The sequence below is a fragment of the Pseudomonas sp. S3_E10 genome, assembly GCF_054667615.1.
In genome coordinates, this window is record NZ_CP162743.1 from 2,589,338 (window position 1) to 2,607,589 (window position 18,252).

20 protein-coding genes are annotated in these 18,252 nt (G+C 55.2%); 4 read left to right on the plus strand and 16 right to left on the minus strand.

The annotated features are described in order from the left end of the window. The first annotated feature begins 490 nt into the window (after positions 1-490). The gene (locus AB4N98_RS11670) at positions 491-1,693 is read left to right on the plus strand and encodes a M10 family metallopeptidase C-terminal domain-containing protein (RefSeq protein ID WP_267864489.1); all 1,203 of its coding nucleotides are present in this window, start codon (positions 491-493) and stop codon (positions 1,691-1,693) included. Between the two features lie 54 nt (positions 1,694-1,747). Here AB4N98_RS11670 and AB4N98_RS11675 read toward each other — a convergent pair whose 3' ends face one another. From AB4N98_RS11675 to AB4N98_RS11690, 4 genes are read right to left on the minus strand one after another with little or no spacing between them, the layout of a single operon-like run. After that, the gene (locus AB4N98_RS11675) at positions 1,748-2,398 is read right to left on the minus strand and encodes a DUF799 domain-containing protein (RefSeq protein ID WP_017526114.1); all 651 of its coding nucleotides are present in this window, start codon (positions 2,396-2,398) and stop codon (positions 1,748-1,750) included. After that, on the minus strand, positions 2,395-2,757 hold the full coding sequence (locus AB4N98_RS11680) for a DUF4810 domain-containing protein (RefSeq protein WP_017526115.1): 363 nt from the start codon (positions 2,755-2,757) through the stop codon (positions 2,395-2,397). The genes AB4N98_RS11675 and AB4N98_RS11680 overlap by 4 nt, the downstream gene beginning before the upstream one ends. Positions 2,758-2,786: 29 nt before the next feature. Then, on the minus strand, positions 2,787-3,467 hold the full coding sequence (locus tag AB4N98_RS11685; protein ID WP_017526116.1) for a CsgG/HfaB family protein: 681 nt from the start codon (positions 3,465-3,467) through the stop codon (positions 2,787-2,789). A 38-nt stretch (positions 3,468-3,505) separates the two neighbouring features. Then, the gene (locus AB4N98_RS11690; protein ID WP_017526117.1) at positions 3,506-4,087 is read right to left on the minus strand and encodes a hypothetical protein; all 582 of its coding nucleotides are present in this window, start codon (positions 4,085-4,087) and stop codon (positions 3,506-3,508) included. Between the two features lie 172 nt (positions 4,088-4,259). Here AB4N98_RS11690 and AB4N98_RS11695 point away from each other — a divergent pair, with 172 nt between their 5' ends. Together AB4N98_RS11695 and AB4N98_RS11700 are read left to right on the plus strand one after the other, a co-directional pair. Continuing rightward, the gene (locus AB4N98_RS11695) at positions 4,260-4,871 is read left to right on the plus strand and encodes a hypothetical protein (RefSeq protein WP_135196966.1); all 612 of its coding nucleotides are present in this window, start codon (positions 4,260-4,262) and stop codon (positions 4,869-4,871) included. 16 nt (positions 4,872-4,887) lie between these two features. Further along, entirely contained in the window at positions 4,888-5,475 is a 588-nt protein-coding gene (locus AB4N98_RS11700; protein WP_017526119.1) for a hypothetical protein, read from the plus strand. Between the two features lie 75 nt (positions 5,476-5,550). On the opposite strand, the gene AB4N98_RS11705 is transcribed toward AB4N98_RS11700, so the two are convergent. The 11 genes from AB4N98_RS11705 to AB4N98_RS11755 all read right to left on the minus strand — a co-directional run bounded on the left by AB4N98_RS11705 (position 5,551) and on the right by AB4N98_RS11755 (position 16,886). Further along, the gene (locus AB4N98_RS11705) at positions 5,551-8,139 is read right to left on the minus strand and encodes an autotransporter family protein (protein WP_116079821.1); all 2,589 of its coding nucleotides are present in this window, start codon (positions 8,137-8,139) and stop codon (positions 5,551-5,553) included. Positions 8,140-8,511: 372 nt separating this feature from the next. Next, entirely contained in the window at positions 8,512-8,712 is a 201-nt protein-coding gene (locus AB4N98_RS11710; RefSeq protein WP_223497092.1) for a S26 family signal peptidase, read from the minus strand. 36 nt (positions 8,713-8,748) lie between these two features. Then, positions 8,749-9,198 carry an SMI1/KNR4 family protein gene (locus tag AB4N98_RS11715; RefSeq protein WP_017526122.1) on the minus strand — a complete coding sequence of 150 codons (450 nt, stop codon included), beginning with the start codon at positions 9,196-9,198 and terminating at the stop codon, positions 8,749-8,751. 139 nt (positions 9,199-9,337) lie between these two features. Beyond that, entirely contained in the window at positions 9,338-9,631 is a 294-nt protein-coding gene (locus tag AB4N98_RS11720) for a hypothetical protein (protein WP_223497090.1), read from the minus strand. A gap of 186 nt (positions 9,632-9,817) precedes the next feature. Next, positions 9,818-10,447: a hypothetical protein gene (locus tag AB4N98_RS11725; RefSeq protein ID WP_460062186.1), complete on the minus strand. Its 630-nt coding sequence runs from the start codon at positions 10,445-10,447 to the stop codon at positions 9,818-9,820. Positions 10,448-10,735: 288 nt separating this feature from the next. Next, positions 10,736-11,053: an SMI1/KNR4 family protein gene (locus AB4N98_RS11730; RefSeq protein WP_440447078.1), complete on the minus strand. Its 318-nt coding sequence runs from the start codon at positions 11,051-11,053 to the stop codon at positions 10,736-10,738. 329 nt (positions 11,054-11,382) lie between these two features. After that, complete coding sequence (locus tag AB4N98_RS11735; protein WP_460062188.1) at positions 11,383-11,652, minus strand: hypothetical protein; 270 nt, start codon at positions 11,650-11,652, stop codon at positions 11,383-11,385. Between the two features lie 286 nt (positions 11,653-11,938). Continuing rightward, entirely contained in the window at positions 11,939-12,343 is a 405-nt protein-coding gene (locus AB4N98_RS11740; RefSeq protein WP_074848310.1) for a hypothetical protein, read from the minus strand. A gap of 619 nt (positions 12,344-12,962) precedes the next feature. Next, the gene (locus AB4N98_RS11745) at positions 12,963-13,487 is read right to left on the minus strand and encodes a hypothetical protein (protein ID WP_080598196.1); all 525 of its coding nucleotides are present in this window, start codon (positions 13,485-13,487) and stop codon (positions 12,963-12,965) included. Next, a complete protein-coding gene (locus AB4N98_RS11750) occupies positions 13,487-16,396 on the minus strand; it encodes a hemagglutinin repeat-containing protein (RefSeq protein WP_460149459.1) in 2,910 nt (969 codons plus the stop codon). Before AB4N98_RS11750 ends, AB4N98_RS11745 begins: the two co-directional genes overlap by 1 nt. Next, the gene (locus AB4N98_RS11755; RefSeq protein WP_460149460.1) at positions 16,332-16,886 is read right to left on the minus strand and encodes a hemagglutinin repeat-containing protein; all 555 of its coding nucleotides are present in this window, start codon (positions 16,884-16,886) and stop codon (positions 16,332-16,334) included. Before AB4N98_RS11755 ends, AB4N98_RS11750 begins: the two co-directional genes overlap by 65 nt. A gap of 393 nt (positions 16,887-17,279) precedes the next feature. On the opposite strand from AB4N98_RS11755, the gene AB4N98_RS11760 reads away from it, so the two are divergent. After that, positions 17,280-17,537, plus strand: coding sequence for a hypothetical protein (locus AB4N98_RS11760; RefSeq protein WP_032883635.1), 258 nt, complete (start codon positions 17,280-17,282; stop codon positions 17,535-17,537). Between the two features lie 374 nt (positions 17,538-17,911). On the opposite strand, the gene AB4N98_RS11765 is transcribed toward AB4N98_RS11760, so the two are convergent. Next, the gene (locus tag AB4N98_RS11765) at positions 17,912-18,175 is read right to left on the minus strand and encodes a hypothetical protein (protein ID WP_135196969.1); all 264 of its coding nucleotides are present in this window, start codon (positions 18,173-18,175) and stop codon (positions 17,912-17,914) included. Between the last annotated feature and the right edge of the window lie 77 nt (positions 18,176-18,252).

Sequence of the window (18,252 nt, forward strand, 5' to 3'; positions counted from 1 at the left end):
CGCACCGAGCACATCCAACCATGGTCGCCGGCCCGGCAGTGACGGGGGTCAGCGCTGAAATGGCGGGGCCGCCCACCCGCAAACACCCTGTTCAACCGCTCATGAACGCCGCAAAAAAGGTTTTATGCGGACATACATCCACCTTTGGAAATTCTCGCTGGCACTGGCAGTTTTGCCCTTGCAAGAAGGAAGCTTGCGGGCTTTATCACGTATGGACAGGTGCAAATAACCCAGCGGAACCACGACCTTGAGAATAGATTCCACACCGTCTTTTAACCCCTACACCCCCACCCCTCAGCCGGCTCAGCGGCCCTCCGGGCAGACCGCCTCGCGGACAACCCTGCGGCCATTCCATGCGCCCTCGACCCCGCACCGCTATGTGCGCTCGGCCCAGCAGCACTCGGCCCCACAAAACCGCCGCACCCACCTGCCCACCACTGCCACTCAAACCGCCCACTATGACGCTACCCAGCGCTTGGACGACCCGCACGTGGCCCGGATCAACAAGCAGTCCTTTTACAAACAGCGCGCCATTGAGCAGCTCACCCAGGGAACCGGTAAGTGGCAGGACTGGAACCGAAACGGCCAGACCGAAATCGCCTACAGCTTTGTGCAGGGCGCCGGCGGCTTCAACGAGGCTCAAAAACAAGAGGCCCGGCGCGCCATCCAGTCCTGGGGGGATGTCGCCAACTTGGCGTTCACTGAAAACGGCAGACAGACAGAGGGGCGGTTGTCGTTTCAAATCTCAGACACCGAAAAGACCGCCCAAGGCTTTTTTCCCGGGCGCCATTCCAAAAGCGGCGATACGGTTTTCAACCCGCATTTCGTGAAACGCCCGACTCTCACCCATGAAATCGGCCACACCCTCGGCCTGACGCATCCAGGTCACTACAACCTCACCGCGTCCGAGGATCAGCGCGTCTACGCACAAGACTCAAAAGCCCATACCGTCATGAGTTACTTCGAGGCGCGGGGCAGCGGCAAACAGCTTGAGGGTGAGCCAAAAGCCCCGATGATGGACGACATCAGCGCCGCTCAAACCTTGTACGGCGCCAATCGTCAAACCCGGCGGGAAGACAACACCTACGGCTTCAACTCCAACAGCGGACGAGATTACTACTCCCTCGCAAGCTACCGGGATAGCGCGGCCTTTTGCATCTGGGACGGCGCCGGCAACGACACGCTGGACGTTTCGGGTTACGGCAACAATCAGGTCATCAACCTCAGGGCCGGCTCGTTCTCCGATGTGGGTGGCTTACAGGGCAATGTCTCTATCGCCCGTGATTGCACCATCGAAAACGCCGTCGGCGGTTCCGGTCATGACGTCATGATCGGTAACGACGCCAATAACCGGCTCACGGGTGGGTTCGGCGCAGACCAATTACGCGGCGGCAGGGGCGCCGACATATTCGTCTATAACCACGCCAGCGACTCCACGCCTGAAGCCGCGGATGAAATCATGGACTTCACCAGCGGCATCGACAAACTGGACCTGCGCGGCCTGGAGCAAAAGGCGAATGCGCGCCTTACCCTCGTGACGGCATTCACCGGGCGTGCCGGCGAGACAATCGTGAGCTACAACCCCAGCACCCATCGCTACTTCGTCGCCATAGACCTTGCCGGCAAACGATCTGCGGACTTCCTGGTCAAGAGCTCGCAAGTGATCAGGCCGAAGGACATTCTGGTGAACTGACGGGGCGCCAGCGTTTGCTGACCGGCAGCGGCCGGCAAACGCATGTTCGGCAACTCAGTCGGTGCCGTACTTGGGGTTACGCGGCCCGTACAGAATCCCGGCGCGTTGCCCCGGCGACAGCAGCCGAGCACTGGTGATACCGGCAATCGGGTGCGCCGCATCGGTGGAACTGTTGATCACCTGCTTGACCGCTGCGGTGATCAGCATGCCCACCAGACCGCCGCTGTTATTGTTGCCCTCTTCGCTGGAGGCCCGTGCCGAGCCGGTCCACAGCGTGGTGCCGGTGCGCAGGTCGACCAGTTTGGCCGAAGCGGTCACGGCGGTGTCGCTGGAGATCAGCATGTACTTGGTGCCGTATTCGCTGACGGTGATGTACAACGCCGCGTCCGCGCCGAAGATGTCATGCAGCTTGGTCGGCGGTACGCCCTGGATATCGTTGGCCGTGGTCAAACCATTCTGGCGGAAGGTTTCGTCCACCAGCGCAATCGGCAACACGTAGTAGCCGGCTTCGGCCAACGGATAGGTCACTTGCGAAACCAGGCTATAGGACGCCTGCACTTCCGGCGATTCGTTGATCGGTGGCAACACCAGGATCGACTTGGGCCGCGCCTGTTTGTAGGCCGTGTAATCAATGGTCTTGGGCGCTGCGCAACCGCCGAGCAGAGCCAGGGCCAGCAAGGCGCCGGTGAGTTTTAACAGGCTCATTTGGTGGCGACTCCGGCTTTGGCGTTTTTCAACAGAAAGTCCATGTACGCGGCGGACTCAGGGAACAGTGCCTTCTCGGTGCGAAACTCCTGCACCATCTGGTCGTCCTTGCCCATGCTCAGGTACAGCATGCCCAAGTGGGCGTGGTAGCCCGGCGGCGCCTTGCGGCCACTGGCGTTGATCTTTTGCAGGTCACGCTCCAGCGCCTCGACCTGCGCTTCCTTGGGCTCGCCCTTGAAGTACTCGTAAACCTGCGGCTGGTAGCTTTCCCATTGGTACAGCGGTGGGGGCGCCGACTGGCACCCGGTCACCAGCGCGATTGCTGTCAGCGTCAGCGCTAATTTCACTGCCTTGCTCATCCGTGTACTGCTCCTTGAGATGCTGTTAATCAGTTGCGCGGGTTCCAGGCGCCTGCGTTGATGCCGTCGACGAGGCGGTTGATCGCTTCGCGCATGGCCAGGTCCAGCACCTTGCCATTGAGGGTGGAGTCGTAGCTGGCGGTGCCGCCGAAGCCGACCACTTCACGGTTGGACAGCGCGTATTCACCGGCGCCCTGGGTGGAATACACCACTTCCGACGTACTGATGTTGACGATGTTCAACGCGACCTTGGCGTAGGCCACCTGGGTCTTGCCACGGCCGAGGATGCCGAACAACTGGCGGTCGCCGGTTTCCTTGCGACCGAATTCGGTCACGTCGCCGGTGACCACGTAGTCCGCGCCCTTGAGCTTCTGCACGGTGCCTTTGATCGCGGCTTCCTGGGAGATTTCGCCCATGTTGTCGCGGTCCAGCACGCTGAAGCGGTTGGTCTGCTGCAGGTGGGTAATCAGGATGGTCTTGGCCTGGCCACCGAGGCGGTCGACGCCGTCGGAGAAGATGCCGCGCATGTAGCTGGAGCGGTTATCGAACTTGCCCACGGCGATCGGCACACGCACGCCGGAATAGGCGATGTGGGCGCTGGCCACTTGCTCCACCGGCATCGCGCGATTGCTTTCGGTGGCGCAACCGGCCACGGTCAGCAGGGCTGCGGCGGTGAGACCGGACAGCAGGGTTTTGGAAAGTATGTTCACAGGGTGCTCCTGGAGAGATAAATCGGTAGTGGGCAACGTTAGCGAGACGGGATGTCGCGCAGGTCATCGACGATGTCGCGACTCAACACGCCGGTGTAAAAACGCTCGACGCTGGAGTTACCGGTGTTGGTGATAATGCCGCCCATGGTCCGCCACTGTTGCGCCTCACCCATCACACCGGCGGGTACGAGGTTCTCGCGCGTCTTGGCAAAGTGCAGCACCTCGCTGCCCCCCTTCTTGACCTTGACCTGATAGCTGAAATCGACACTGGCCAAAATGGTGTTGTCATCAACGATCAACGTCGAGAGGCCGCCCTTGGAATCCGGGATATGGCGCGTGTAGACGATGCTGATGTCCAGCAGGTAATCGGCTTTTTCCTTGCTCGAGGCATAACGCTTGGCGTTGAGCAGGCGGTTCACCAGATCGACGCCCAGTTGCTGGCGCACCTTGTCATCCGGCAAAAAACGCTCATTTTTGCCCACTACTTCAACGTCAAAGGTGTCGAGCCAGTAAGTGGCTGTTTTAGGAATCGTGACCGGTGTCGGCGAAATGTAGTACGCCGGCTTGGAGGCGCAGCCCGCCAATAGGCAGACGGCAAGGAATACGGCAAAGGCGCGCATGTCTGAATTCGTCCCTGAAAAGTATCGTGCTTTAAACAGTCGCGGCATTTTACGGGGTTGAGAGCGGTTCTCAAGGTGTTTCGTCGGCCAGCGTGCGGTAACGCACACTCCTCAAGTTATGCGTAAATAGGTCGAGACACTGACTCGGCTTGCTCACTTATAGGGATATTGCGTGCTTAACACTCTTCTACGGGCTACGGCCCTGCTTGCCGCGCTGTCGATGACCGGCTGCGTGTCCTACACCGTCACCGGCCCTATCGCCACCCCGCTCCACCCGGTATCTGCCAGCAGCCCGCGCAGTGCGCAAGTCGCCGACGTGACGGTGAGCGCCGCCGACGTCAACGAGGCTAACAAGGCGGCCATCAGCAGTTCCCTGACGGCGCAGATCAGCCAGTACGTGCGCAGCGCCGGTTACTTCAAGCAAGTCACCGAGTACCCGGTGCGCCTGGGCGAGCAGGACGTCACGCTTAAATTCAACATGACCTCCCTCAAGGGCCATCGCGCGCCGCACCCGGCGTACGTGCCCGGCGCGCTGCTGACGCTGACCATTTGGATCTGGGTCAACGGCCCGATCTATGTGGACAGCTTCGACGTGGCCGGCGACCTGGTGATCGTCGACCGCAACGGCAAGGAACTGGCCAAGGCCAAAGACTCGATCACCTTCGAACACAACGTTGGCCTGTACAGCGGCCAATATTGGGCGCCTTCGATGGGCGGCCAACAACTGACCAAACTGGTCGGGCAACTGCTCGACACCGCTACCGCCAACCTGGCCAAACCGTAATCTCAAGGAGCAACGCGTGAAAGGATTGATCAAACACAGCCTGGTACTGACAGCGGTCTTGCTGACCGGTTGCGTGTCTTACTCGCAGCACGAACTGCCTGCCGTTCAGCCCTGGCCGCCGACCGCCAATGCGCCCGCGCAAAAGCCCACCGCGTACGTGCACACCACGGCGCAGAACCACGTCAACGGTGGCCCGGGCAACGCGGCGGTCGGCGCGCCGGTAGTGCTGTGGGAAAAGGCCGTGGCCGATTCCTATCGCGCCTCCAACCGTTTTTCGCGGGTGAGCACCGATAAGGTCGACTCGGATATCTACGTGGATGCCACGTTGCATAACAACGAAGAGTACAGCCCGGTATCGGCGTTTATCACCGGCTTCACATTTTTCATCATTCCGAGCACGGCGAAGAACATCTTCACCCTGGAGACGGTGTTCAAGGACAAGGACGGCAAGGAACTGGGCCGCGTCAAGAAGAGCGAATCGGTGCGCACCTGGATGCACCTGGTGCTGATTGTGGGCATCCCGTTCCAGGCCGATACGCGGGAAGTGGTGGAGGCGCTGACGCGCAGTACGCTGGATGAGGCGGTGCAGCGCAAGTTGCTCTGAACCACCCAAGGTAACCAGCCAACAGGTCTTCCTGTAGTGAGCGGGCTTGCCCCGCTCACTACAGAAGTGCTGCGTTTAGAAGGCGTAGCGCGCTTTGAGCATCACGCCATCGGCATCAAAACCACTGCGCGCCTGGCGCGTGTAGCTGGCGCCCACACTGAAGTCCGACACGTTGTAGTTCACGCCCACGCTGGCCTCGTAGCTGTCACGCGCCACCGATGCACCGGTCACGGTAAACGCCGAACCACCGGCCACGAAGCTGGAGGTTTGCGCCACGCGGTCACCCATCAGGTCGTGATAGGCCATCAAGGTCGCTTCCGGCTGCAAGCTGCCGGCGCCCATCGGCAGGTGGCCGGCCAGGCGTACGCCCGCACCCACTTCGCCCACTTCATAACGTTGCGAACGCGTACTCAGCGCCGCTGACGAACCTTTCTCGTCGTAGCCATCCATGCGCACGTTGGAATAACGCGCCGCCACACGCGGCTCGATCACCACCGCTTGCGACGGCTTGAAGCTGTAACCACCGATCACGCTGGCCGACAGCACATTGCTGTCATAACTGCCCTTGGCCGTGGTGCCGGCGATGTGGCGCTTGCTGTCGTTTTCGTTGTGGCCATAGCTGAGGCTGCCGTCGGCGAACCAGTTTTGCAGGGCCCAGTTGCCGTACAACGACAGCGCGTGCCCTTCGACGTCGGTTTTGTTGCCCAAGTCGGAGTGGATATTGGAATTGAGGTAGCTGTAGGCCACGCCCAAAATCGTGGTGTCGTTCAGACGCCCATCCACACCTACCGCCATGCCGCTGCTGTTGGCCGAATAACCGTTATCACCGCCGCGACCGTCCTGGTCCATGTTGCTGCTCAGGCCCTGCACCCACACACCGCCGACCTGGTGGCTTTCGCGTTGGTCGGTGAGGCGATTGAAGATCGCGCCGTTGACCACGGTTTGCCCCGACAACGCCACGTCGAGAGCACCACGGTTGACGTCCGGCTTGAGCTGGTCACCGATTTTCGCCAGTTGCTGCGCGGTGCCGGCGTTGGCCAGCGCCTGGAAGACTTGGTCGTCTGCGCTGAGCTTGCTGAGTACACCGTTCTTGAAGGTATTGACCGCCGTGACCGACGCCGCGCTGGCGCCCACAGCCGCCAGGTCTTGCTGAACTTGCTGGTTGCTTTTGACCGCCACCACGGCCTTGACCGTTTGCGCGTCGGACGAATAGCTGAGCACGTCCAGCAACGATGAAGCACTGGCCACGGACAGGCCGTTGTCTTGCACGCTGGTGGCTTGCAGCAGGGTGTATTGGGTGCCGTCGTGGGTGCTGGCGAAATCGCCAGGGTTGGCGCTTACGGTCAGCTTCGACGCCTGGGCAAAGTTGGCGGTGCCGTTGACGGTCAGGTACGGCGTGGTGGGCACAACACTGTCGGCCAGGTGCATATCGATACCGGCACCACTGGCAACGTTGAGGTTGCCGGTGATGGCGGTGCCGGGGGCCGACAGGTTCAGCGAGCCCGAATTGACCGACACCGGCGCAATGATGCGGCTGCCGCTGAAAGCGGCCTGGCCGTCAATATTCACCGCGTTCAGGTTCAGCACATCACCGATGATCGTGCCGCCGGTCCAGTTCAACGTGGCCAGGTTGCCGGCGTCGATGGCGATACCGGAATTGCTGCGAATCTCACCGGCTTGCTGGTTGATCTCAAACGTCGAGACCTGGTCGGCCGTGTCAACGCTGATGGCGGTGCCATCGGCGCGGATAATGCCGCGGTTGACGATACCGCGCGCGCCCGTCGCGCTGTTCTGGGCGAACGTGGCACCGGAGAATTCAAAGGCGCCGGCGTTGGTGCCCATGCCTTCGATGGTGCCGGTGTTGAGGATGTAATCCAGGGTACCTTCAAGCACCAGCACGCCACGGGCGCCATCGCCATTGGCCGACAGCAGGCCGCTGTTTTCGATACGCAGTGGGGCGGTGGGAGTTTCCACCTCGATCCCCCAAGCGCCCTCGCCGGTGGCCCTGATGGTGCCGGAGTTGAGGAGCTTGCCGCCGATGGTCACCGGGTCGGCGTTGTTACGGTCCAGCACGATACCGATCGCGCCTTCGCCCGCCATGTCGATCAGGCCGGTGTTGGACACATCGCCGCCAATGGTGGTGCCGTGCAGGTAGATGCCCTCGCCTCCGCCGATAAAGCCAGGCGACGGTGCAGGCGCCGAAGGTGGCGTAGAACTGATCGTGCCGGAGTTGATCACGCTGCCGCCAATGGTGGTCGCGCCGATCTCGAGGCCTTCGTCGCCACCGTTGTTCATCCGGATGTTGCCGGCCTGCACCACATCACCGGTCACAGAGCCCGGGCTGAGGTTGAGCGGACCGGTCCAGAACATCGGGTCCAGCGCAAAGCCGCGCACGGTATTGCCGTCGGCATTGAGCGTAATATCGGCGCGATTGATCAATGACCCCTGGATATGGGTACCCGCGACCCCCAGCCCGGCGGGAGGCATGTTGGTCGAGTTGATCACCTGGGTGGTCTGCCCGGTCAGGATCAGCGACTCGTTGTAGGTCTCGCTGACAAACTGGGTTTTGCCTGCCCCGAGGTCAACTTCTACCGCCAGCACTTGCGTGCTGATTGCGCCGACCACGATTGCCAACAGGCTTTTCTGGAACTGCTTGTGCTTCATTTCTAACTCCATGAACTACAGGTCAAAGCCGCCAACAGGCCCGGCGGCAGTAGGTGAATTGAGCGCAGGGACCCATCGATCCGAATACCTATCCTCGATGCGTTTGCGCAACACCCAGGCACGACGATTCGCACCGCGGGGGGCAGTGGCAAAACAACGGGGAATAGGGAATAAACGCTCACATCAATCCTTAATGTTTTTGAAAACGCTGCAATCCATGCAGCCCGACCGCGTGCGGGTGGGCGCGGTAAAGACCTTCAAACGTACGAAAAGGTTCAGGATTGTGTCGGAATTTTGTGCAGTCGATCACAGCGTGGGGCGTGCGAGGGGTGGGGTTTGGTGGGTTACAAACCGGGGACATCGTTTACATTTCTAACCGGTGACCTTGCCCACCACATCCTCAAGCGGGACTTGGCCCATCAAGCGGCTGTCGTGGCTGACATCACGGTTATCGCCCAACCGGTACACATGCCCCGGCGCGACATGGAGCGGCGCCAACTCAAGGGAGTAGTCCTTTTTGCCACGCTCAGCCGGTGCGTGAAACAACCCTAGGTTCTCACCGTTGCGGATCACCTCACTTAACCTTTCAGCTACCCGCTTGACTGCTAATTATTGCTCCGCTCGCCAATCGACATAACCTTTTACCTCAATTAATTGTTTGAGGATGAAGCTTGAGAAGTTATCGGCCAGCACCCTGACCCCATCGATCTCCGAATCAATCGCTACTATCGACCAGTTATTGCCTGCATCAAAAGCATAAAGTACACCATCGGAAGTACCTGCAAAAACATACATCCGGCTATATGCATCCACCTCACATCCGGCGATGGCCGCGTATTTATCTGGACCATCTTCTATATAAAGTGCGCTGTCTAAATCGCCAAACCCAAAGGTTCCTAGAAACGCCAGATAGTCAGCAGGGGCGCTGTCGCGGTCCGCTGCGTCGACCCCACTCAATACGGCTTCACGATCAGTCAAGCAACTCCCGTAATCACCCTCATAAAGTTCAGCGGAGGTGATATGGTTAATAAGCTCGCGAATTTTAAGTGCGTTTTCCATTATCATTTTCCGAATATTTTATTTGCAGGACCTTGGGCCTTCACAAAACCGGCGCCCACTGAGAAAGCAAGATCGGCACAGCGATAGACTTTCGCAGATTAGCCTCGGCAAAGTCGCCTTTTCAGTGTATGTACGTTACTTAAACTTCCTTACCAAAGCCCAATACAAACCCTAATAAATAAATAACAAAACACACGAACGCCAGTGCAGCCCTCCCTACTGGATTTGCGTCTTTACCTAAACCACCTGGACCAATAGAGACCCAGCCACCTCTCAGGTAGGCAAATACAGCTTGCCCAAACCATAACTGAAGCATCAGCGCGCTAAAAAATAGCCTTGCATCGCCCCAAAATCGAAAAAAGCAATTGAGTAATGCGGCAATCAGCAGCAATACCCCCAATAAATACCTGTATTTGTAGAAAGTCGACTTCATGCTAATTCCCCTTGAAAACTTCAATAGCTCTTTCCGCCAATTCGTCCCAGACCTTAGCAATACCCAGTGCATTGGACACTCTCAATGCAGATGCTGGATTACCTGCCAGTGTTGCATCAGTAGCAATTGAACAATTAACGCAATTATGAGTTCGCCCAGCGTCTGGATAATCGGGATTGACGTTCCTTATTGAACCGGCAGGTTCGTCCGCCCCTTAGCACCCGATTCATAGGGTCCGTCTTTATAAAACCCATCATCACCAAAGTAGTCTACCGCGGGACATAATGTGGGTTGAATCGTCAAAAGCGACAGCGCGCAGTCGTCCTCCTTTATCTCACCATGCCCCCGCTCCTGCATAAAAGCAAAGTATTCATCGGGAGCCGCTGGCCACTGCTGTCGCATCCCACTCACGTCACCCTGTTTCATACTCAACCTTGTGTACCTGTCACAGACTTCGGAGTAGTTAAGCGTCACCGCATTAACATCATCTACGACACAATTCCATTTCCTGCCAAATTCGTACGCCAACCATAAATACATCTCCATCGAGCCTTTCGAATGACCCAACTGCATTTCGATCATTGTCTTAGGAGGGGCACCCAAAAAATTTTCCCAATCGAGAATATCTTTTGAATCATAAAAACTCATGAATTTTTCGGAATTTAGTAATGAAAAATATAAAGTGGCCTCATCCCAATTCAATACTCCACGATTACGTTTTCCGATACTAACGACTCCGCCTATAGAGTGGATAAAATCAGCAAACGCGTCTTCATCAATAGCCACATCCGATATGATTGAAGCCGAGTCGCTCATATTATAACCCTACTTTTTTGGCACCATACACGAACAATCAAAGGGGACAGATTTATTTAATTGCTACCAGCCAGCATCACATTAATTAAATCCGTCACCTTTATCTTCCAGCTGATTAGCTGCTAAGTAAGTGCCATTCAGATCCGCCCCCTTTTTCTTTATACCAACTAACACGCGCAGCTGCAGAAGTAGCCGGCACTCTCAGCTGCACTAGTCGCTTTTGCCCCGAGCCCCTCCGACCTTTTTAAACGTACAATCATTATTCAACTAAAGAAATTATTCTTTTCTCTAAGAAATCGATAAAATTTTTCGCATACAAACTAGAAGTTTGATTAGAAAGATCAAGCCTATAAACAGGATCTCCCCATCATTAAGACCATCGTCCGTGGCAAAATAAAATGATTCCCCTGCACCCGGCGGGTCACAGATAAATAGCCTCTCCATCCCACACAACCCATTTCGTCCGTTAACGATTGACATATAAACGATATCACCACCCCTTACACTATCAAAATCCATTTCGTAGACACTATAAATCTCCTCCCCAGATATTTCCCCGCCAGAATAATACTTCAGCCACCATTTATAGCTATCAGGCAATTTCAACGCAAGACGAGTTTCAGCTTTATAAATCCACTCATCAGCAATGCCATCACCATAATCAGCAAATTCAACGAAATCCGACTCTTGAATAATCCACGTCTAATTACTCCCCGCTCCGAGCCCGCAACTTCCAATAATCCGACTGATAAGAGCCAAACTCTTTAGCCTGCTTTGTCAATGTTTTTGCATTCAAATCCGTAGGAACTGAAACATGGGAAAATAGGGGTCAGACCACAATTAATGTAACCGTAGTCTGCCCCCTATTTTCTTCCAGATCAGGTGCAAAAACACCGGCGCTAGGATGGTGCCAGATCACATCTAGGCTTCTACAACTAACAAGAGACATTCAAACCGCAAGCAGAGATAAAATCACTTATCGGCATATCAAGAAAGCTACTCTCTCCAGCGGAAAGAACATCTTCCAAAGTGACGATGCCTTTTTCAAAGTCCAAAGAAACGTAAAAGCAATTAAACTCGAACTCCCTGAGCAGAACGTTCTTTGAGCACATCCGCTCATCAAAGGCATCTTTCAAAACAGAGCGAACGCCGTCGTCCAACTCTTGGGCGACAAATCGTTTTATTAGTGAGCCGCCATTGCTCATAACCACTCCTAACTAGTAGAGAAATAGGGGTCAGACCACCAATATACATTGGTGCACTAATCGTGGTCTGCCCCCTATTTCCCTGCGACGATTTGTCATACCGCTTAGTATCCTCCGACACTCAGAGGAAAGAGGGGCCTGACCCTGAGGAATCCCCACCGTATTGTCCCGTTCGAGATTGGCGGATATGGAGCTATTGGTGCGCGATGAAGTACACCGGCAAGCTCAGAAGCTAGAGTAGATTTGTGGGGACTCCTCAGGGTCTGCCCCCTTTTTTTTCACTTATTCAGCCGTCGCTTTGACTCAAAATATTTATCTCACGCCAGTAGACAGTCGCTGGTAGAGACTGATTCTGATTAAACAAGGAAAAAACCTCGATTACATCATCAATATTAAACCACTCATCCTTTTTTAATGGTACACGGCCCGCACCAAACGACAGCAAGCTTCCATCTTCAAAGTTTGTACTAGAATTTGAATGATAACCTCTAAACAGTTTTTTACTTTTAGCGTCATATCTTTCAATAAAACAAGTGAATCTGCCTCCAGCCACTTGCACATAGTTACCCTCATCATCAGTTATACATGCGAATGAGCTAGGGCCGTAGCTTTTTAATTTTTTTAGCGTCTTTATAATCTGCGCTTGATTTACACCTACTACTACAGGACTATTTTCGGCTTCGAGCTTCATATTTCCCACCTTTATGGCACATAGACTGTTGTAGCGCTTTCGATGACTTGTCCATTTAGCCGTCCTTTCCCTTGCGCCCCAAACTCATTAACAAAGTAATCGGTAAATTCTTGATAGCTGGTCTTACTAGCCGACCCGCTTTTTACCTCAAGACCGTGCAATTTACCATTTGCGTCACGTACTACAATGTCATACCTACGATCACCGAGAGGACCTTTAACAACCATCTCAGTCCCCACAACTTCCATTCCATTTGATTCCAAATTTTTAGCAAACTCATCTGCCTTGGCTGTTCCCGGAGGAGATACACCAGTCGGGCTTGCAAGTTTTCCATCAGGGGTTCGATAGCTTCCATCTGGATGCTGTTTTATTTCGGGAGTTAGATTGGTCTCTAAGCCAACTTTCGTCCCCTCAGTTGTAGCTGTATCTGCTACCTCGTTTGGACCATCAGTCGCTTTTGGCCCAGCCTCCTTTACCGGGTGGGCATCCGGCGAGACAGTCGAGGTATATGGCGCCTTTCCTGTGCCCGTCCCTTTTGCACCATTTCTAAACGCATAATTATTTTTTAGTCTCTGGCAGTGGTTTTAATGGCGCGGACACATCCTGTGCGCTCTTTAAACTACGACTGCCAGAATGTCAGACAGACGCCATATTCATCGAGAAGATCGTCAGCAATTTCAAACTGAAATACCTTTTCTGGAAAGGCATCGGATAACGCGCGCTTCCAATATCTAGTGATCTGTTCAGCAAATAAATGACAAAGACGATAGTCTTCTTCCGACAGGCCCACTTTAAATACGGGTCGTCCCGGTGCATCCTCCCACTTTGAAAAGAACTGATTTATTGAAAAAATATTTCTGTATCGTTCAACGTCTCTACACGATGTACTTTGTTCCAACATACTAGATTCGGTCTCAACCAGCCCGTTCAAATGAAATTTTTGCGGATCGTATTGCTGAGCGTTAGGCAGCCAGAAAATGTGACCACTGACCTCAATAAAATCAGGAGAGAGCAAACCTAGAACAGAAATTGCCTGTTCTAATGAAACCAAGTGCCCTACATATGAAAAAAACTCCCCGGAGCCAATATCTGAAACAAACAGATTCAACGACTCTTTAGAAATACTACCCTGATAAACTTTCATCATTTTAACCCTAAGCTATCAAGAACCGACTGAGGAACATTTCCCTCAAAAGCTTTTGTATCACTTCCCTTCTTGGGGAAATATGTTCCATTCGGAGCTTGGTTCCATTCGACCACCTTAATCCGAGAGCTAGACACATCATATAGCGCACGCCCCTCAGGACCGTAGACAACAACATGCCCATTTCCAAGATTCGCATAAGAATCGGGAGTTTGCCCTTGCAACGGATACTGAACACCACCACGCGTTTCCGTGACCGTCACATTCGTTTCCCTGAGTCCCTTGGTATAATCTAAATCAATAGTACTACCGGCAGAGTCCGTAATGAACCTGGGTGTATTTGGAGCGTTAGTAGTTGCTTTTGGACCGCCCCCCTGAGTTCCCGCTCCTCCCTTACCCTTCCCAACAATCGAAGCAATAGACGTTTTATCACGCCCTATCGAAGCGCCAGAAGCTGTCAGCACCTCCTTCCCAATTAAAGCCGCTTTCTCCCAGGCCGGCAGCGAGTTGTACAACAACCCCATATCGTTCTGGTTTTCTTCGGTGACAAACTCCTTCAACCGTGATGCGTCTGCCTCAGAAAGGCCGAAGTACCAGCGCAAGCTACTGACACTATCTGCCGTCTGTATCCCCCCCTCATATTCAGACTGATAACCAACGCTGCAAAGCCCTACCTTACCCGCACAGCCTGCCAACATCTCTGCCCGCTTCTCAGCGCTCAGTTTTTTGTATTTCTCCCAAATGGCCTCTGTTGGCTCGCCTTTCTTATTGGCGTTTATGAGCTCCTTCTGTAAATCAACGACATCTTTCGCGCTCAGTTGGTTATTTTCAACCGCATTCTTCCCAACCTGCGCGGCTGCCACCGCATTCAGCGCGTCCTTGCCAACCAACGATCCGGACAGCCCAGCCGCCAGGGTCGAGAGACTGGAAATTGTCTGCTTTTGCGCTTCGGACAGGTTTTCGTTACTGACTCCGCCATACAGACTTTCTTTGATCAGCTGTGCGGTTTTCTCCGCCGCCACGGCCCCGGCGGCCCCTGCCAATGCCGAGTTACCACCCGCCCGCGCCAACACCGCACCCAATACCGCATGGGCCATCAGATTCGCGTTCGGGTCACCGGCAGTCATCTTCTTGACCGTCTGCGCCAGATACGGCGCCGCCGCCCCCGCCAACGCACCACCAACGCTGCCACCCATCGCCGCTTGCACCACGGCTGTCACCGCCTGGCTGGCTTTTTGGAAGCTGCTGCCGACGCCGTAATCCTGTTGGGCACGCTGGCTGATCTGGGCCTGTGTCGGGTTGGCGTTACCCTCATCGATCAACTTCTGGCGCGTGGCTTTGCTTACATCACTGTCGGAGTTGTCGGCGGCTCTGATCCTGGCCGCAGCAATCGCATCACCAATGCCCTTGGTCAGCTCCATCGAGCTTTTGATCAGGTCCATGCGCTCTTGCATGGCCTTTTCGTCAGGCTTGTCGAGGCGCTGGTTGGCGTTGGCCGTGTCGCGGTTCAAGCCGACGAGGTCGTTGGCGCCTTCGGGGTTGCGCACTACGATCGTGCCTTCACTCACCGCGCTACGCGTATAACTGTGGTCCGAATCGTTCAGCGACATTCCATACAAGGCACCCGGCGTGAGGGTGCTCGCGCCGCTGCTGTAGGAACCAGAGACGCTCATGCCCGCCGACTTGCTCTCGATCTCGCTCTTGTTCTTGATGTCACTGACCAGCAGCCGATCGGTGAGCAGCAGGTTTTTGTCGGCCGTGGCTTCACTGGCAATCACCGCACCTTGCAGGGTGGTGTTTTTGGCCACATCGATGGTGTAGCCACCCTTGCCGGCAAAGAAGCCGCTCTGGTCGGTGACGGCCTGGTAGTCGCTGTTCATCTTCGACGCCGCCAGGTTCGCCGACGCGGTGACTGGGGAGCCATAACAGATCGGCGGAATACAGATGCTCGCACCGAAGCCTGCGCTGTTCTGCTTGCTCTTGGACGTTTCGGTGTCCTGGCGCGACAGAATGTTGAGGTTGCCGCCGATGTCGGCATCGATACGGTCAGCGCGTACCTGCGCGCCGATCAGGCTGGTGTCCTGGCCGCTGCGCAGCACCAGCGAGCCGGTGTCCAGCGTGGTGTTGACCTGGGTGACGGAGCCGCCCGACCCTAAGTTCTTGGCGGTTTGCGCGCCCAGGTCGATGGTGAAACCGTTTTGCTCGCCGATGTTGAAGCTGGCGCCGATGGCGGTTCTGTTGCGCGAGCCGTCGTTTTTGCGGTCAGTGGTGTTCTGTGCGCTTTGCATCAGGATGTTGTTTTTCGCGGACAACAACGTACTGTCGGCTTTCAACGTACTGCCGGTAATCGTCAAGTCACCCACAGTGCCCGGCGCATCGCCTGTAGCAATAATCGACAGTTTGCCCCCGGCGTTGAGGTTGCTCTGGTGAGCGGTCTGCGCCGTGTATTCGCTGCTGCTTTTGGTGCGGGTGTTGGCCAGCTCGGTACCGATCTTGATCAGTGAGCCGTTGCCGGCAGAGCCACCGGTCTTGTCTTTGAAGCCGGTGCTTTGCTTGGCGAGGTCGCCCGCCTGGTTATTCAAGTTGTACATCGACAGCGCCGCCTGGGCGATCTTCACGGCCTTGAGGCGCGGGTCGTCGGAGCTGCGTGCCGCCTCGGCTGCGTCGCGGATGCTGTTGGCGGTGTCGACCACGGTGCCCGCAATCACCCGCCCAACCGCCAAGCTTTTTGAGCTGTCCTTACTGGTCTGACTGGCCGTCTCCATCCCCGAGGTGACGGTGACATTGGCCCCACTCAACTCCATGTTCTTGGTGCTCACCAGATCACTGGCCACCACCTTCAACTCACGCCCTGCCGTCAACGTCACATTGCCCGCACTCGATCCAATGGTGCTGCCGGTCAAGGTCATTGCTGCCCAGGGCGGTGGTGCGTTTTTCGTCGACTTTGTCCTGGACTTTGCTCGACTTCAGGCCGCCCCAGCTGCTTTTGCTTTCCTTGCGTTCGTGGCGAGCGCTGTCGGCGTTGCTGACGGCGAGGATGTTCACGTCTTGGCCGGCCACCAGTTGCGTGGCGCCTTTTTCAGCAGTGACGGCACTGCCAGCCAGCAGCAGGTCTGCACCGGCGACGACGGTGCTGTTCGTCCCCGCGCTGACCAGGCTGCCGACGTTGTTCACAACGTCGGTTTCATCCAGGCGGAATTTTTTGCCCTGGGAGGTTTTCTTGGTCTTGCTGTAGAAGCTGTAGTCCTGGTCTTGCGCGGCTTTGAGCTCGAGGTTTTTGCCGGAGACCAGGTACGCCTCGTTGCCGGCGTTGACCTGGCTGGCGACCAGTTGCAGGTTCTGCCCGGCGCTCAGGGTGGCGTCGCCGCCGGCCTTGATCACGCTGGACACTTGCTGCACGTGGTCTTCGATGCTCTTGACCTTTTTCGTGTTGCCCGTGGAGTGTTGCTCGTTGGCTGCCGCGATGGCGTTGAGGTTGGCGCCGGCTCGAAGGGCGACGTTGGCCTTTTGATGCCTTGCGTGTTTTTACGCTGAGGACTTATAGTCCGCCGGTCGTCCAAAAGGGCGATCGGATTTGGCGATCCGTTGACCGTATGCGAAAGCTTTCTGCTTGCTTGCAGGGGTTTCCGTACCCGCATCGCTGCTTTATGGCAGCTGTGCGCGGGAGACCTTCGGGTCTGCCGGAACTCGGTCCCGGTTCGCCAACCTGCGTACAGCTGTCACCCATTCGTTTGGCGACGATAGGTGACAGCTTTCATTACATCGACCGAGGTTTTACCTATGAATAGATACATGCCGCTTACGGGCCATGACTCAACCATCCCCGCGCTGGTGATCGATACACAAGCGCCCCTAGATGTTCTCTATGATGCCGCCGCGTATCGCATTCGTGCGGTAACTCAATTTTTGGAGAACCTCGCATTTCGGGAAGAGATCAGCAGTGATGCGATTGTGCTTCACGACTTTGCGCTGTTGCTGGCTATTCCGCTGCGGGATGGGTGTGATTTGTTGGATGTAATTGGGCGGAAGTTGAATTCACAAATTTCATAAATAAAAATGGGCGGTTATTTTCATAACCGCCTTATTTAAAAAATTTCAAATAGATAAAAATAAAACTAATTTTTAAAGATCGTAATATTGCAAGCTCAATTCCATAGACACTCAAACAAACGTTATCTGACCTCGATTACCCGCTCTACCACCCACCACGCCCGGATATAAAAGATTTCACATAATCCCACCGTGCAACTATCCAGCACACAGCAAATAATGCTGACAAGGGAAATCCAATCCAGATGAACACCCAGTTCGAATCTGTGCGAAGCAGTATACCAACCACTATGGCGACCATCATGCCGAAAAACGTACTCACCCCACACACCACCGCCGACAATGAAACTATCAGCAGCAGGGTATTTATAAGTTTACTTACTCGCATCGACCGCCTCATTGTTAAGGCTATTGCCTTTTGCGCCCACGGACAGAAAATATAGCAACATTGCACCACCATACGGCGCCTTTTTACCAAGAATAAATTGGTTATTAAAAAACTTTCTGACCGTCACATCAAATATTGATTTTTTCTTATTTAAACCATCAGCCAACCCCATCTCCAGAGGTACTTTTACAAACCCCGAACCAATTGACAACGCGAAAGCACGAGGGGCGGCAAGAGCTGAGGTACGCAAGAATGGGCATCCGAAGAAGGTTAAGTAAGTGCCATCAAATCTGTTTCCCTTTATTTTCTACTCTTTCTCTTGCACTT

Excerpts from the sequence above, each read along its gene's own strand:
- AB4N98_RS11675 (WP_017526114.1), bottom strand. The coding sequence starts at position 2,398 with ATGAGCCTGTTAAAACTCACCGGCGCCTTGCTGGCCCTGGCTCTGCTC.
- AB4N98_RS11680 (WP_017526115.1), bottom strand. The coding sequence starts at position 2,757 with ATGAGCAAGGCAGTGAAATTAGCGCTGACGCTGACAGCAATCGCGCTG.
- AB4N98_RS11690 (WP_017526117.1), bottom strand. The coding sequence starts at position 4,087 with ATGCGCGCCTTTGCCGTATTCCTTGCCGTCTGCCTATTGGCGGGCTGC.
- AB4N98_RS11705 (WP_116079821.1), bottom strand. The coding sequence starts at position 8,139 with ATGAAGCACAAGCAGTTCCAGAAAAGCCTGTTGGCAATCGTGGTCGGC.
- AB4N98_RS11715 (WP_017526122.1), bottom strand. The coding sequence starts at position 9,198 with ATGGAAAACGCACTTAAAATTCGCGAGCTTATTAACCATATCACCTCC.
- AB4N98_RS11720 (WP_223497090.1), bottom strand. The coding sequence starts at position 9,631 with ATGAAGTCGACTTTCTACAAATACAGGTATTTATTGGGGGTATTGCTG.
- AB4N98_RS11725 (WP_460062186.1), bottom strand. The coding sequence starts at position 10,447 with ATGAGCGACTCGGCTTCAATCATATCGGATGTGGCTATTGATGAAGAC.
- AB4N98_RS11735 (WP_460062188.1), bottom strand. The coding sequence starts at position 11,652 with ATGAGCAATGGCGGCTCACTAATAAAACGATTTGTCGCCCAAGAGTTG.
- AB4N98_RS11740 (WP_074848310.1), bottom strand. The coding sequence starts at position 12,343 with ATGAAGCTCGAAGCCGAAAATAGTCCTGTAGTAGTAGGTGTAAATCAA.
- AB4N98_RS11745 (WP_080598196.1), bottom strand. The coding sequence starts at position 13,487 with ATGAAAGTTTATCAGGGTAGTATTTCTAAAGAGTCGTTGAATCTGTTT.
- AB4N98_RS11750 (WP_460149459.1), bottom strand. The coding sequence starts at position 16,396 with ATGACCTTGACCGGCAGCACCATTGGATCGAGTGCGGGCAATGTGACG.
- AB4N98_RS11760 (WP_032883635.1), top strand. The coding sequence starts at position 17,280 with ATGCCGCTTACGGGCCATGACTCAACCATCCCCGCGCTGGTGATCGAT.